Below are 15,732 nucleotides of genomic sequence, written 5' to 3'. Positions count from 1 at the left end.
CCTATTTTAGTCCGTTTAGCCAGTGCTGATAAAGCCGAGATTAAGGCGCTGAAACATTGGCAAATAACACCCCTTTCTCACGCCACATTGCAACACGGTAGCCAGCACTGAACCGTGTGGTAACACCGCCGCCTGCTCCTTCGTCGGAAGCGAATGCCTCCAGCCATCGAGGCGAGTCAGGCACTTGATACTGAGTATGCAGCTGCCCCTGACTGTCGGTATACCTTAATTGCGCAGCATCTATTCCCTGAATGGAGCAGTAACGACCGCCTTCCAACTGCCAACTTCCGAGTAAACGTTGGCTACTAAACGGGTTGAAGCTCAGCTCAGTAAAGTAACGTTTGACCTGGCCCATTTCACTGCTGACCACTTCCAATGGTTTCAACTTGATGTGGTTTGCTACCACTTCGTCCGCGATCTGCTGCGCGAGATCGATTCTGAGAGATTGAGATCCTGGCAACCACCAAGCTAACGCCAATGCGCATATAAAAACACTGGCGGCCCATGCCAGCCAAAGCGGGCGTTGTGCTTTTTGATACAAAGGCTGTTCGCCAGTGACACCTTTTGCCCCCTGGCGTTCAGGCAGGGCCTGCAGCCGATCCAATTCTGCAGGTGACAGCTCAATCTGTTCAAAGTAGGACTGGCAGCCTTGTTTAAAGCTCTGTTTGCTATTTTTCATCGGCTGACTCCATAACTCTCTTCCGGCAAGCGTGATAATTGCTCACGCACCCGCCGCAACCTTGCCAACAAAGTGCCCCGAGGTTCACCCAACTGCTCGGCAATTTCGTCGATAGTCCATCCTTCCACCGCCCACAAATAGATCAATTCCCTTTGCTGTGGCGACAACATGGGCATCAAACGACTCAATTGCTGTTGGTCCACCATCAATTGCTCAATAGAGGCCTCATCATCCACCACCTCTGTTTCAGTAAACAGTTCCAGCGGATACTGTTGTTGCTGACGCCACCCATCCAAATAGAGGCGGCGCACAATCACCTTCAGATAGGCCTCCAGTTTGCGTTTATCATCCGGTGGCTGTTTTAACGCTTTTTCACAGGCTTGCTGCACCAAATCCAGTGCAGCCTCTCGCTGCATAGTAAAGGCGAATCCATAGCGAAATAGGCGATTAAGCAGCGTGGCATCAAATTGCATAGTGCGCTCCTGCAACAGACATTTCTGCACTTAAATCCGCCTGAGGCGCAACCAACCAGCCACTCTCAATCACTTGGGGCAATGGTTGCAACAAACTTGTCAGCGCCGCCTCTGATAGACGACATCCGTTAGATGGGCGTTTCAACCACGCCAATAACTTCAGCTCCGACGTTGTCACCAACCTCTCCTCCACACCTACCTCAGTCGCCCAGACAGCAAGGGTTTGACGCTCACCAACGTCTATATCAAGCTCAACCTGTTTGCCTTGAGACAGCAATGTCAGGCAGTCCACGATCTCTACTAGAGGGTAACGACTGGTCACCAATGACAAAGCCGAATTGACCTGCCAAGGCGGTGGCGGCATCTGCGCCCGTTTTGTTGGCGGGCTCGAAAGCCAGCTTGATAACCATGCCGCCGCACTAGTGGGCTCTATCGGAATCATTCGCCAACAGTGATAAGCACAATGCCTTGCCCATTGCAGCCGGATCAGCGCAGGCAGAAATCGATAGTCAGCAAGCATAGCCCTACCACTGGTTTGGCTTATCAGCCATGGCAGCAGACGAGCCCCCGCATGCTCCAGTAGCACGGGAGCGGGTGTTTGTTCACAGTAATGACCGACCATGGTGTGCCATTGCGCCTCGCCCAATAAAGGTGACATCAAAGGGTAAGCTGCCATCACCGAACGAATGAGTACTCCACGTTCATTCTGTCGATAGACATCAATGGCCGCCTCCGTTCGACAGGTATGAAGACTGTCTCTGCCAGTGGTCTCAGAAAAACCGTCACAACCGTGCGTTGAAAACCAAGTGGCTGGCGCTCTAATCCACTCTTTTTCTCTATCTGGCTCGCTCTGCATCAGGCGACTCCTGCCACAGGTGTCATAAGATGTTGGGCTCGATCGGCGCTGGTCAGCAACTCTACCAACGGGGGTATGTCGTTATCCCATTCAATGATGGTTGGATGACCACCAAAATGCGCGATCGCTTTCAAATATAGCTCCCACACCTCTGCACATACGTGGGAGCCATGGGTATCGACTAACAGTGGTGGCCGGGATTGATGCCCAGCCAAGTGATACTGACATACCGCTTGCCTGGGGTAGCTCAGCAGCAACAATTCAGCATCCAGATTCAGATTATGGGCAGTGACGTATACGTTATTCACGTCTAATAACATGCCAACGCCGGTGGCATCATGCAGACGGTGAAACAGTTCACCCTCTTGAATATTGTCGTCTCGATAAGTGGTATACCGAGAAACGTTTTCTAGTAAAAAAGGCACCTCAAGTTGCGATTGAATTCGCTTGATGTTTGCACAAATACCGCTAATGACTGGCTCCTGATAGCAGATTGGCAGTAGGTCATGTACAACAGCGCCAGGCAGTTGACTCAAGCTCAAATGATCCGACACAGAAATGGCGTTCAGTTCTTTTGCCATCAATGCCACTCGCATCAGATAAGCGGAATTGACCTCTGATCCCACAGACATGCCAACACAGTGCAACGCCACCGGATAACGTTCCGCCACCGCCTGTAACATCTGATAGTGCACACCTCGCATCGCCAAGAAGTTATCCGCCAGGATCTCAACAAACGGTAGGGGATGGTCCGCTGATAACAGCTCAGCCATATGCTGCTCCCGCAGACTGATGGACGCGACGGCGTTATCAGCCAAGCTTTGCAGACGTGGAGGATAGGCACCATCCCTGTTTGTATTAAAGGCGGCCGTTTTCCCATTAAAAACGCCGCCTGACTCAAACCCGCTCATACGCGATTACGCTTTTTTTGCTGGTTTGATTTTGGCAACTTTGCCGCCCAGCTTCTTGCAGGTTCCTTCTGGCACGTAAACCCATTCATTGGGGCTGTTGTCCACTGGCGCTTGTGCAGCACAGGCATGAGAGCCATCCAATGCTCCACAGTCATTCATCCCTTTCTTGGCTACACCGGCACACTTCTCCCAGTTTTCAGGTTGATCAGGTACCGCCAGTGCCTGTCCGGTCGCCAAAGTGAAACTGGCAGCCACAATACCTGCCAGGGCGGTGCTTACCGTTTTTGCTTTGCTCATTGTCTTTCTCCGATAAATGGTTGCGATTGCACTGACAAAGACGAAATAGGATGGGATCTGATTGCGTTTTTACTGATAACTTTTTGCAAAGTCGGCGAGAAAAAAGGAATGAAAGAAAATTCGGGAATGCCGTTCGGGGGTTAATCAAGTTGATAAACCGCGCGTTCGCGGTTAGCTCTGCGCTGATCGATATCTTTGATAAATTCGACCTGTTGCAACCAGCAACGATACACCAACGGCAATTCAGCGGCTTCGGCGCCAAATAGCAGGTGTTCCAGATACCAGTCAAAAGGCAGTAACGAGGGTTCTTTGGGGATCGCTTGGTAGGAGTGGGCTGTCACCCGCTCACCATTGGTGAGCACGTCCAGTTGGATCTCAGCATAACCACGGCCCAGATCCTCTGCCTGATCCAGTAACGCTTTCTGCTTACGATCAAACTGAAATAGCACGCCATGAACAAGGTCGGATTCAATGCCAGTTGGCACCAAATCACATTTGCCTGAACCATCACGGCCAATCTTATGGAAGGCCAGCTGGTGGCCCAACACCATGGCATGGCCTATCGATACTGCAGAGCTAACCCGCGCCTTCAGGCGCGGCAATGACATATTGGAGCCATAAGCAAAATAGAGCATGCGGTGCACCTCCTCTCGCCAGCTCTCGTTTTTAGATACTCGCAGACAACAGCAAAGAACGCTTTAGCAGCGCTAATCTGTCGAAGAAGAAAGAGCCGCCAAATGTCGCTGTTTTTCTGAGTCAGGCAGAAAGCTCGCCTTAATACTGTTAGCCAGCAGTAGTCTGACTTCAGAATCTGATAATCCCTGCGCAGCCGCCGTCTCCAGCACATTCTGATTGAGATAACCACCAAAATAGGCCGGATCATCTGAGTTCAGAGTCACACACAAACCCGCATCCATTAGGGATTTGACATTGCTGCTTTGCAGGTTTTCAAAAACGCATAGCTTAACGTTGGAAAAAGGACATACTGTCAAGGGGATCTGCTCAGCTTTTAGTCGCTCAACCAGCTCGGCGTCTTCCAAACAACGAACACCATGGTCGATACGATCAGCCTTGAGCAGGTCCAATGCTCCCCAGATATAGCTGGCAGGTCCCTCTTCACCCGCATGGGCAACCACTTTTAATCCCGCTTCTCGCACTTTGGCAAACACACGCTCAAATTTCTCTGGCGGATGGCCCAGCTCAGAAGAGTCCAATCCCACCGCAGTAAAATGACTCAGATGCGGTTGTAACTCTTCCCAGGTTTCCAGTGCATCTTCTTCACTCAGGTGTCGCAAAAAGCAGGGGATCAAACATGCAGTCAAACCCCATTCACTGTGGGCCTGAGCCAGGGCTCTGGTAATGCCATCAATCGCTATATCCACACCAATACCACGGCTGGTATGCCCTTGAGGGTCGAAAAAGATCTCGGAATGAACGACGCCCTCTTCACGGCAGCGTTCCAGGTAGGCCCAGGTCAGATCGTAGAAATCCCCAGCGGTTTGCAGGACCGACATCCCCTGGTAGTAGAGATCCAGAAAATCCTGCAGTGAACCAAACTGATAGGCCGCCTTCACCTCATCAATATCGGCATAGGGCAACGCCACCTGGTTTTTTGCTGCCAACTGCAGCATCAGTTCAGGCTCAAGTGTGCCTTCAATATGCAGGTGCAATTCGGCTTTGGGTAACAGCTTTAGGGTGACAGGATCCATACAAAACTCCCGTGGATCAGGAAAAAAGGAATAACAAGAAAAACAGGTGGGCTAGCCTGCCGTAAAGTACCGTATAAGTTGATGATGACGATCACAGATTGTCACTGACCAAGATGAATTAATTTGTCGCCACAAGAAAGATTATGGCACGTAATACGGTCTAAGAAATGAGAACACCAAGCCCATTTTCTGTATCTGACTTGGAGCCAGTATGCTTATTCGCGTTCCCAAACCACACCAGCCAACTGAAGCTGACGTCACTGATGAAAGCCTCTACAGGCAGCGCCGCCAGTTTATCAAATTGATGGCAGGCGCCGGTGCCGCTACGACGTTCTCTCCGGCAGCCAACGCACTCGGATGGTTTGGCGATGACGAGAAAGAGGCCGCAGCTCCCCGTCAGATACTGCAGTTCAAGCCTGAGCCCAGACCAAAGGATTTAGTGTTAACCGCCGAAAAGAAAGTGATTAGCTACAACAACTTCTACGAATTTGGCACAGGCAAGGCCGACCCAGCTAACAACGCTCAACAGTTCCGCACCTCGCCATGGAAAGTGACCATCGACGGCGAAGCTGAAAAAACTGGGACATTCGACTTCGACGAGATAATGAAGTGGATAAATTTGGAGGAGCGGATTTATCGATTGCGCTGCGTCGAAGCCTGGTCGATGGTGATCCCCTGGGTTGGATTTCCACTCGCCGAACTGCTGAAACGCTTTAAGCCAACCTCATCAGCCAGATACGTCGCGTTTGAGACACTTTATGATCCAGACCAGATGCCGGGCCAACGTAATCCGTGGCAGGGTGGCGGCATAAAATACCCCTATGTCGAAGGGCTGCGAATTGACGAAGCGATGCACCCCCTCACGCTGATGGCCGTGGGTGTTTACGGTAAAACACTACCACCACAAAATGGTGCACCGTTGCGCCTGGTAGTACCGTGGAAGTATGGGTTCAAAAGTATTAAGTCGATCGTCAGGATCAGCTTTACCAACCATGAGCCACCCACCACTTGGAATCTGTCTGCGCCTCACGAATATGGCTTTTATGCCAATGTGAACCCTAAAGTGAGCCATCCAAGGTGGAGCCAGGCCAGTGAGCGATTACTTACTTCCGGTGGTCTGTTTGACCAACAGCGAGTACCAACCCAGCTGTTTAATGGCTATGCGGGCGAGGTGGCTGCGCTTTATAACAACATGGATCTGAGCAAGTACTATTGATGCAGTTGCTGAATTCAAAACCTAGACTTTATTTTCTCAAAACCGTTATTCACCTCGCCTGCCTGTTAACGGCAGGCTGGGTGTTTTATCTGGCTGCCACTGACCAGTTTGGCGGCGACCCAGTCAAAGAGCTAATTCACTTCTATGGTATGTCAGCGCTCAATGTGCTGGTTCTTACCTTGTGTGTATCACCGGTCAGCCGATGGCTGAAGGAGCCCATGTGGCTCAGGACCCGCCGTTTGTTGGGCTTGTATGCATTTTTCTTTGCTGCCCTGCACATCCTCAGTTTTCTTTGGTTTGATCTACAGTTGGCCTTCGGCCTCTTTTTATCCGAAGTGGTTAAACGCCCCTACATCACGTTGGGAATGGCTGCATTTCTGTTGTTGGCGGCACTCTCCATCACTTCAACAAAGGCGATGCAACGTCGCATGGGCAGGTCCTGGCAACGTCTGCATAACTGGATTTACCTCGCCCTACCCGTCATCGTTGTTCACTTCTACTGGTCGGTGAAAGCTTACCTGGGTGAACCTCTGATTTACTTTGCCATTACCGCCTTTCTGCTTTGGCTGAGGAAAGAGAAGTTGAAAAGAGGCCTTAAGCGAAAAGCCTAGGGTCTGTTGACCTTTGCTGTTTGTTTTAGATCAGTTGAAAGTTTTCTGCAGACAATCCTGTCCACTTGCATAACTGTACCTCACCGGAGTAACACTTTATGCAAGGCTGGATCATATCCATCTTCTCATTAAAATTTCGCGGCACTCTTGGCAGCATTTATAGCGGCATGATTACCGGCCTTCTGCTGGTGACCTCAATGGCAGCATTTGCAGATCAAGCGGAAAAAACCGCTTTACCAGTCGCACCTGACTGGCAGCTGACCACGCAACAGGGCAAGCCTGTTGCGCTATCTGATTATCGTGGCAAGCCGCTTATTCTGCACTTTTGGGCTACCTGGTGCCCATACTGCAAACGTGTACAGCCCGGTTTAGACGCCCTTTATCAGCAGTATCAGTCACAAGGGTTGCAGGCGGTGGCGATCAGTTTTCGAGAAGATGACGACGCAACACCCGGTGAAGTTCTGGCAAATCGCGGAATTACATTCCCAACTGCAGTTAATGGAGAGCAAGTCGCTGCAAACTATGGTGTCAGAGGTACCCCCACCACCTTTCTTATCGATACAGCGGGTCGGGTGGTTTATGCAACAAACACCTCGGATCCGAACGATGAAGCATTGAGGAATGCTGTTAAAACACTTGTGAACCCATAGTGACATAAACGCTGGCAAAATTTCCGGATTGTGACGGCGGCAATATCCGCCGCCGCACGCCATGCTAATATCGGCGGTAATACCAATCCGAATAAATATATGGTCAACCAGGAAGCCTGGGCAAGTTCAATTCAAGGCGCAGTCATGCAGCAATGGTCGCTCCCTTGTAAATGGCTGTAACGTAGAAGTGGGCTTGCCCAGACTTCCCCGTAGGGCGGGTTTTAAATCTCTTTATGCAGCGTTAGCTGATTTCGGCGTAGCACAAACTATGCCTTCAATCACCTGCCTTGCCTAAAGAGATTTAAACTCCCGCTGGTAGATCAAATTTTTATTCGAATTGGTATAGAACAAACGGAATTGCCATGTCCCTGCTCCGCGGCCTAATCATTCTGGGTATCCTGTTACTTGGCTTTGTCAGCTACCTGCTGTTGGCTCCGACATCACTTCCGCCTCGCCCGTCTATCAACCCCGCACTGTTACCCAATGATTCCACACCGCTTGAAGACGCGGTTCAAAACAGCAGCAACAAACCGTTGGAAACCGTGCTGAAGGCGCAGGCAGAGTGCGAAGCCTCTGAGCTTTCCTTCTATCAGGCATCCGTAGAAGCAGGAGAAACCATCCATAGCCAGTTAACGCTGGCAATTGATGAGGGGCTGAGTGTGGGTGCGTTGCAACTACTTAAGCAAAGTCTTCAACCCCACGAGCTGTGGCAATTCAGTCGCACACCAGAAAGTGCGCTGGAAAATCAGGTCGAACTGCCAGATGTGCAGCAATTAGCCCTGATAGGTCGATTAAAGCAACGCGTTGCGGCACAGGATTGGGAAGGCTTGCTCAGTGATATTGAATCCGGTGATATCGATCTCTCTTACCCGATCAATGAATGGTCGGTATTACCGGGGGTAGAAATTGATCCCCCTGCTTTCAAACTCAATCGCACCTTAGGTGTGATGCTGATGCTGGATCGTGGCAACCGCTTCCCTAACTCCCTGCTTGAGGCGATATCGGAACGATATCAGCCCAGCGAAGATGAATTGATCAGTCTGTTATTAATGGATAGCGGTAATCAGGCCAGTTTGAACAGTTCTCCCTGGCTCGCAAAGTATCGAGAAGGGGTCAGCCAGGGGTTTTATGAACCAGGCGGGCTGCTAAGAGCAGCTGCGCAGCAAGGAGATATGCTGTTACTGCAGCAGGCATTTGACCTCGGGGCCACGGTTGACGCGGGGCCTGATGAAGCCACTGCGTTGGAACATGCATTGGCAGGCTTGGCGCGTTTTGATTCTGCTGATCCAACAATGTTTCAGCAGAGCTATGGTTCTATCATCGAACTATTGATTGACCAAGGGGATAGCGCCTCTGTTCGAAGACCAGATGGCAACTACGACCTTATGCATTTATGGGCCTGGAACCAGGACCTGACGGAAGAAACTGCGGCTCTGTTGGCGGGATTAGAGATCCCCCAACGTAACATCGAATCGGCGCTGAGTGGGGAGCAATTGCAACGGTTACAGCTACTCAGAGAGCAACTCTCGGTAAGCTTTAAATCGTTGGAACAGATAAAAGATGCCGAGCGTATTGAGATCGCCTGCGCGGAAACCCTAGAGCGCTTGTTGGGTCATGATGCAGCGCAATGGCAGGCGTTTGACAGCTTTGACGAACTAAAATCGCTGGACTCCGTTGCCCCCGAAGCCGAGGAGAGGTTACTGGATGACCTGTATGCCAAAGATCCCAGCTTGGTCGATGCCCGGCTGCTGAGCATGACTCCTGAAGAGCCATATCAGGATAGTGAAAGTCGACGCAGCAGTATGGACGAACTGACCAGCCCGGACTTTGTTACCTTACTGCAAGCACTTCAACAATCAGAAACTGATTGGCGCTTACAGCTACGTGACTACCTCACCAATAACAACCTGTCGGAACCTCAGCTGAACGCCCTTTTCAAGATGGCTTATAGTCGGGTAGATGCCAACGGAACCTCTCCAGAACTCAATGTGTTGGTAGGACTGGGCTTCCTACCTCAATATGATGAAGTCGTAGCCATGGTTAGTTTCAATCAGTTCACCACACTCAGAGCGCTGAACAATGCAGGCCTGGACCTGAATAACTACTATGACGCAGCCGGTCGGCCACTCAGTTTTTCTGCCATCCAAAATGGCTATCCGGAACTGTCATTCTGGCTTGTCGAACAAGCAGTGACTGAAACCCTGGAGCCCAGATCCAGCGATCCGCTCGATGCACTTCTGGAACAGTTTGCTGAGGATGGAACCCACCCTCTTTGGCTAGCTCAGATGCCTATGCTGTTGCGCCAGGTGGAAGTCAGGGAAAGCCACCTGAACCGAATGGCTGCACTGAAATTTCTGCGGCCACAGCGGTTCCAACAACTGGTTACCCGCTATCCCAGCCTGACCCCGCTGGCGTCTAACCGACCACTGCGCCTGGACGGTATACGTTGGTAGGGTATTCCCGGCAATGGCTCACAGCTTAGTTGCCAGGCAATTTCATATGATATAATTCATGCCTTTATCTTATTGTTTTTAATGGTTTTTTAACCTTACTTTAACCTTGAGGCAGGCAGTGAAAAAATTATCTTTTACTCTCAGTTACTTAGCCATATTGCTTCTGCCTGGCTACAGTGTTGCGCAGATTTCTGACGAGCGGGTGCTAACCGAAGTCAATATTGACCACCAATGTGAAGCTGCATTAATGGACGCGCAGGATGAGCCACTACATGGCGATCGAAAGCGTAAGTTCTTTTTGGCATTTAACATCTGCCAGCAGGAAAATGTCGATGTGAACCAAGCACTTGGTTCACTAAAAAGAAATACGGATGCGGACCTGGCCGGTGCCAGTGAGAAGTTGAAAACGCTGCATTAGTGGCGACAAAACAACCCCGGTTCTGAACACAGCGTGCCCTTTGGGTATCGTCGCTCCTGCACTTTAGCATGCCCCACGTAGTGTATTGGGTACCCTGTGCCCGCGACATACGACCGCCATGGACGGCAGAAATGCCGAAAATGCAGGAGCAATTTTTGGCCGTTCGTACTGAACACAGCGTGCCCTTTGGGTATAAAAAAACCTCGCCTAAGCGAGGTTTTTTCTTTCATATCAACGATCTGGATAACATTAGATCTCAGCGGTTTGCATGATCACATCGTCAGCTTTCTTGGTGTACTGCTCCATCTGATGGAAGTTGAGGTAACGGTATGTATCCTCAGCAGTCGCATCAATGGACTTGGCATAGCTTGCATATTCTTCGGCGTTAGGGATCTTACCGATAATTGCAGCCACTGCCGCCAACTCCGCAGACGCCAGATACACGTTAGCGCCAGTACCCAAACGGTTAGGGAAGTTACGTGTAGAAGTTGACACAACTGTCGCATTGTCTGCTACACGCGCCTGGTTACCCATACACAGAGAACAACCCGGCGATTCTGTGCGTGCGCCGACTTTACCGTAGATGCTGTAGTAACCTTCTGCGGTCAACTGGCTGGCATCCATCTTAGTCGGTGGTGCAACCCACAAACGCGTAGGCAGTTGCCCCTGGAACTTCTCAAGCAGTTTACCTGCCGCACGGAAGTGACCAATGTTGGTCATACAGCTACCGATAAACACTTCATCGATACCTTCGCCCGCCACTTCAGACAGGGTCTTGGCATCGTCTGGGTCATTCGGGCAGCACAGGATCGGCTCTTTGATCTCGTTAAGATCAATTTCGATCACTGTGGTGTACTCCGCATCAGCGTCTGCTTCCATCAGCTGAGGATCAGCCAACCAAGCTTCCATCGCCTTAATACGACGCTCAATGGTACGACGGTCACCGTAGCCTTCAGAGATCATCCACTTCAACATCACAATGTTAGAGTTGAGGTACTCGATGATCGGCGCTTTATCCAGCCTAATGGTACAACCAGCAGCAGAACGCTCAGCAGAGGCATCAGACAGCTCGAATGCCTGCTCAACGGTCAGCGTTTCCAGGCCTTCAATTTCAAGAATACGGCCAGAGAAGATGTTCTTCTTGCCCGCTTTCTCAACCGTCAGGTGACCTTCTTTAATCGCTTGCAGTGGAATCGCATGTACCAGATCACGCAGGGTCACGCCCGGCTGCATCTCACCTTTGAAACGCACCAGTACAGACTCAGGCATATCCAGAGGCATAACACCTGTCGCCGCAGCGAACGCAACCAGACCAGAGCCAGCTGGGAAGCTGATGCCCAGTGGGAAGCGCGTATGAGAGTCACCACCTGTACCTACGGTATCAGGCAGCAACATACGGTTCAGCCAGCTGTGAATAACACCGTCACCAGGGCGCAGTGCAACGCCGCCACGGTTCATGATGAAGTCAGGCAGGGTGTGGTGAGTCACAACATCAACCGGCTTAGGATAGGCTGAGGTGTGACAGAAAGACTGCATCGTCAGATCGGCAGAGAAACCAAGACATGCCAGGTCTTTCAGTTCATCACGGGTCATAGGACCTGTGGTGTCCTGAGAACCTACTGTGGTCATCTTAGGCTCGCAGTATTGACCCGGACGGATGCCGTCAACGCCACATGCCTTACCCACCATCTTCTGTGCCAGGGTATACCCCTTGCCTGTATCAGCGACAGTTGCAGGACGCTTGAACACGTCGCTTGGCTCAAGACCCAGCGCTTCACGTGCACGGTCAGTCAGACCACGGCCGATGATCAATGGAATACGGCCACCAGCGCGCACTTCATCAAGCAACACGTCGGTTTTCAGCTCGAAGGTTGAGACCACTTCGCCGTTTTTCTCAACTTTACCGGCATGAGGATAGATAACGATCTCATCGCCCATGTTCAGTTCAGAAACGTCCAGCTCGATGGGTAGTGCGCCGGCATCTTCCATGGTGTTGAAGAAGATTGGTGCGATCTTGCCACCCAGACAGAAGCCGCCACCACGCTTGTTAGGCACGTTTGGAATGTCGTCGCCCATCAACCAAAGCACAGAGTTGGTCGCTGATTTACGGCTAGAACCGGTACCAACCACGTCACCCACGTACACCAGTGGGTTGCCCTTGGCTTGTAACGCTTCGATCTGTTTCATTGGACCGATAGTGCCGGCTTCATCTGGCTCAATGCCGTCACGGGCATTTTTCAACATCGCCAATGCGTGCAGTGGGATATCTGGACGGCTCCAGGCATCAGGTGCTGGCGACAGGTCATCAGTGTTGGTCTCGCCAGTCACCTTGAACACAGTCAGTTTGGACTGCTCAGGTACTTCAGGCTTGCTCAGGAACCACTCGGCATTAGCCCAGGATTCCATTACTTGCTTGGCATAGCTGTTTCCTGCTTTTGCCTTCTCTTCAACATCGTAGAAAGCATCAAATACCAGCAGGGTATGGGCCAGCGCTTTGGCAGCCAAAGGCGCCTGCGCTTCAATATCCAGCAAGTCAATCAGTGGCTGAACGTTGTAGCCACCTTGCATGGTGCCCAGCAGCTCAGTTGCCTTGTTTGCATCCACGATGGGAGAGCTGGCTTCGCCTTTGGCGACTGCGGCCAGAAAGCCGGCTTTAACATAAGCCGCTTCATCTACGCCAGGGGGAATTCGGTTTTCAAGCAGGTCGAGAAGCACAGCGTCTTCGCCTGCAGGTGGATTTTTCAGTAATTCAACCAGTTGGGCCGTTTGATCAGCATCCAGTGGTTTGGGAACAACGCCTTGAGCAGCTCGCTCTTCAACGTGTTTACGGTAGGCTTCTAACACGGTGAGTTCCTCTTGTTAGCTTTAAGTGTTGCCTGCTCCAGCAACAATCCCTGATGGTATTGTTATTATGATCCCTTTAGGGCTTGGCTCTAAGGGGTGCGGGCAGTATATAGAGTTTTGCTCACAAGGTGAACTTTCAAACGGTCGTTTGAAAGAAGTTCAGACCCCAAACCACAGGGAGAAATTGTAATCATACCAATCCGCATAAATATATGGTCAACCAGGAAGCCTGGGCAAGTTCAATTCAAGGCGCAGTCATGCCGCAATGGTTGTTCCCTTGCAAATGGCTGCAACGCAGGAGTGTGCTTGCCCAGACTTCCCCTTAGGGCGGGTTTTAAATCACTTTATGCAGCGTTAGCTGACCTCGGCGTAGAACAACTATGCCTTCCATCACCTGCCTTGCCTAAAGTGATTTAAATTCCCGCTGGTAGAGCATATTCTTATTCGGATTGGTATCAGGGCCTGAACGGAAACGGTTAACGGGGTTCGAAGCTCACAACCAGGTTCTGATAGCTACACCAACGGGCTTTTTGGCCATTCACATCAACCTCCGCCACGGAGCTCTTGGTTTGTTTCACTTTCTCCAGTGTCAGCCACCACTCAGGATCCCGTTTGTAGCTGCGACCATTGGCTTTGTTTGAACTGCTGTAACAGAAAGCCTCTGCCAGCTGTTTGTAATGACTTCCCTCCAGTACATCCTCTGAGGTCATTCGCTTACTGATAGCACTCTCTTGGGCAACAGGCTTTTTCCAGGGTGCAAAGGTCACACTCAGGTCGCTTTGCAATGACATAGACGCAAGATCATCCCGTGTCAGGTAGTAACTAATTCCCTGCTTAAGTTTCAGGCCTCGGGGCGTTTCAACACGCTCTGTGGTCGCAGTATCGATCCAGTACACCCCCCCCTGGCCAATCACACGAAAATCTGCGCCAGTTTTGGTCGGCGCCACCAGCAGCGCGGTTGCTTCATCTACCCCCACCCCCCAACGAGATTGCGTATCACTGGCCAGGCGCATTAAACGCCCCTGCCGTCCTCGTTCGGAAAAGTGGGTATCCATCACGCCCCAAGGGAAAAATTTAAGGCCACCACCCGGTTGATACGTCAACGCATCGGGCGCTGTCGTGGCCTCGTTGCAGGACTGCTCTGCACACCTCGCCGAAGGAGGCGCCACACCAATGGCCCCATGGGTTAATCCTGCATAACTACGACCATTGGATATCATCACCGGGCTTGTTTGCCCCTCAGCGCCGCTCATGACCGCGGTGCCTGCACTGGTGCCGCCCAGCGCAAGTTCGCCCGCTTCATATCGCTTACGTATCAATGCCAACCATTCGCTATCACTGCCATCGGGTTTGACAAATGCAGCCCGGGTCAGACTTTGATCACCACCATTAAAGAACAAGCCATCGAGCTGTGAGAGCTGAAACAGTATACGTTCAGGCTTTTCACACAGCTGTTTTTGTCGCGTTACCAGTGAAGGGTATATCGCTGCACGATTAAAGCTTTTAAGAATGTTTTCTCGATTTTTAGCCAGCTTTTCGCATCTATCCGGCGCCATATCAGAAAGTGTCGCGAGTAACGCTGCATCGATAGGGATCCAAATCGCCTCAGCCCCGGCGGCAGCAAATACGCCGGTATAAAAATCTACCGCTTCGAATGGATCTCGACTGGAAGCGGTGACAACCCCGACTCTGGGGGCGGTTTCCTGCCCCTCAACACCCAGCCGTTTGGCCCGCACCTGCTCGGCCATCTGGATAAACTGCTGGTAGATCTCCACTGAAAACGGATTTTTGTTGTATTGCAGTGCCACCACTTCCTGACTTCGTTGACCATCGCGAAATTGGGGTACCTCAAGCGTGTCGAGAGTCGCAAACCATTCCGCATCTGTCAGTTGATTAATCAAATCGCGGCCCTTTACCGTTTTACCGCTGAGGGTCACCTCTGAAGCCTTAATGTGATCGATAAAACCACGCTTTGGCAATTGATTGGTTTTGGCCTCCACCGCCATCTTTCTCAACAAGGCCAGCCACTTCCGTTTTATCTCCTCCCTTTCAGGAAGCCACCAACGCCCAACCTCTAAACTATCAATCGACTTAGATGAGATAGAAATCACCATGGTGGTTTTTGCCGCCACTGCTGACAGCGCTTCTTCACCCTGTTTTGTGCAATTTTTCAAAGCTATAGAGCTGCAGGTGGCCAGGCCGCCACCGGCAAGCAACAAACGATACTCAGACTCCTCGGCATTCACAGACGTTGCCGACAATGTCAATGAAATAAAACTGAAAATCAGAGCATTTAACCCCATTTTCGACGCAATTGGTCGCATAACTTAATCCATTACAGGTAACTTTAGAACGCGTTAATTCAGCATTAACATCTTCTTGACATACGTGCAACAACGCTGCTATTGGTAATAATTAGACGGACCAATCAGGTTTGTCAGCCCTTGATGGAGATATCAGCCGATGCTGAAAAAAGCGATATCACTGTCAAACTACCATTACCAGAGTTTCTATCTCAGCGAGTGGTTTGACGAATAGACAGCACACGATTTCCTGACTGCGATCCCCTCGTAGCCTCAGGCGTGTCTGGATAACGCGGCGTCTCCTTATCCAAC

At 51.0% G+C, this 15,732-nt stretch carries 14 protein-coding genes; 5 read left to right on the top strand and 9 right to left on the bottom strand.

Features of this window, described 5'->3' with window-relative positions:
- Positions 1-40 precede the first annotated feature (40 nt).
- The 7 genes from ABEA14_RS07625 to ABEA14_RS07595 form a co-directional block, all read right to left on the bottom strand.
- Entirely contained in the window at positions 41-679 is a 639-nt protein-coding gene (locus ABEA14_RS07625; RefSeq protein WP_345339310.1) for a hypothetical protein, read from the bottom strand.
- Positions 676-1,152: an RNA polymerase sigma factor gene (locus ABEA14_RS07620; RefSeq protein ID WP_345339309.1), complete on the bottom strand. Its 477-nt coding sequence runs from the start codon at positions 1,150-1,152 to the stop codon at positions 676-678. The genes ABEA14_RS07625 and ABEA14_RS07620 overlap by 4 nt, the downstream gene beginning before the upstream one ends.
- Positions 1,142-2,008 (bottom strand): HvfC/BufC family peptide modification chaperone, encoded by an 867-nt coding sequence (locus tag ABEA14_RS07615; RefSeq protein WP_345339308.1) that lies wholly within the window; start codon positions 2,006-2,008, stop codon positions 1,142-1,144. Before ABEA14_RS07615 ends, ABEA14_RS07620 begins: the two co-directional genes overlap by 11 nt.
- On the bottom strand, positions 2,008-2,919 hold the full coding sequence (locus ABEA14_RS07610) for an MbnB/TglH/ChrH family RiPP precursor modification enzyme (RefSeq protein WP_345339307.1): 912 nt from the start codon (positions 2,917-2,919) through the stop codon (positions 2,008-2,010). Before ABEA14_RS07610 ends, ABEA14_RS07615 begins: the two co-directional genes overlap by 1 nt.
- 6 nt (positions 2,920-2,925) lie before the next feature.
- On the bottom strand, positions 2,926-3,216 hold the full coding sequence (locus tag ABEA14_RS07605; RefSeq protein WP_345339306.1) for a BufA1 family periplasmic bufferin-type metallophore: 291 nt from the start codon (positions 3,214-3,216) through the stop codon (positions 2,926-2,928).
- A 140-nt stretch (positions 3,217-3,356) separates the two neighbouring features.
- Positions 3,357-3,851, bottom strand: a complete 495-nt coding sequence (locus ABEA14_RS07600; RefSeq protein ID WP_345339305.1) for a gamma-glutamylcyclotransferase family protein — start codon at positions 3,849-3,851, stop codon at positions 3,357-3,359.
- Between the two features lie 72 nt (positions 3,852-3,923).
- Positions 3,924-4,925, bottom strand: a complete 1,002-nt coding sequence (locus ABEA14_RS07595; protein ID WP_345339304.1) for an adenosine deaminase — start codon at positions 4,923-4,925, stop codon at positions 3,924-3,926.
- 211 nt (positions 4,926-5,136) lie between these two features.
- Between ABEA14_RS07595 and msrP the strand changes: the two genes are divergently transcribed.
- From msrP to ABEA14_RS07570, 5 genes are all read left to right on the top strand, one after another.
- On the top strand, positions 5,137-6,141 hold the full coding sequence (msrP, locus tag ABEA14_RS07590; RefSeq protein ID WP_345339303.1) for a protein-methionine-sulfoxide reductase catalytic subunit MsrP: 1,005 nt from the start codon (positions 5,137-5,139) through the stop codon (positions 6,139-6,141).
- On the top strand, positions 6,141-6,752 hold the full coding sequence (msrQ, locus tag ABEA14_RS07585; RefSeq protein WP_345339302.1) for a protein-methionine-sulfoxide reductase heme-binding subunit MsrQ: 612 nt from the start codon (positions 6,141-6,143) through the stop codon (positions 6,750-6,752). Before msrP ends, msrQ begins: the two co-directional genes overlap by 1 nt.
- A gap of 98 nt (positions 6,753-6,850) precedes the next feature.
- Positions 6,851-7,402 (top strand): peroxiredoxin family protein, encoded by a 552-nt coding sequence (locus ABEA14_RS07580; RefSeq protein ID WP_345339301.1) that lies wholly within the window; start codon positions 6,851-6,853, stop codon positions 7,400-7,402.
- A gap of 362 nt (positions 7,403-7,764) precedes the next feature.
- The gene (locus ABEA14_RS07575; protein WP_345339299.1) at positions 7,765-9,855 is read left to right on the top strand and encodes a hypothetical protein; all 2,091 of its coding nucleotides are present in this window, start codon (positions 7,765-7,767) and stop codon (positions 9,853-9,855) included.
- A gap of 118 nt (positions 9,856-9,973) precedes the next feature.
- Positions 9,974-10,273 (top strand): hypothetical protein, encoded by a 300-nt coding sequence (locus ABEA14_RS07570; protein WP_345339298.1) that lies wholly within the window; start codon positions 9,974-9,976, stop codon positions 10,271-10,273.
- A gap of 249 nt (positions 10,274-10,522) precedes the next feature.
- Here ABEA14_RS07570 and acnB read toward each other — a convergent pair whose 3' ends face one another.
- On the bottom strand, positions 10,523-13,117 hold the full coding sequence (gene acnB, locus ABEA14_RS07565) for a bifunctional aconitate hydratase 2/2-methylisocitrate dehydratase (RefSeq protein WP_345339297.1): 2,595 nt from the start codon (positions 13,115-13,117) through the stop codon (positions 10,523-10,525).
- A gap of 476 nt (positions 13,118-13,593) precedes the next feature.
- Complete coding sequence (locus tag ABEA14_RS07560) at positions 13,594-15,441, bottom strand: cyanophycinase (protein ID WP_345339296.1); 1,848 nt, start codon at positions 15,439-15,441, stop codon at positions 13,594-13,596.
- Between the last annotated feature and the right edge of the window lie 291 nt (positions 15,442-15,732).

Origin of the sequence: Corallincola platygyrae, from assembly GCF_039544265.1 — a bacterium.
Classification (GTDB): Bacteria; Pseudomonadota; Gammaproteobacteria; order Enterobacterales; family Neiellaceae; genus Corallincola; species Corallincola platygyrae.
The sequence above is the reverse complement of the archived record's forward strand: the minus strand, read 5'-3'. Positions and strand labels throughout refer to the sequence as shown.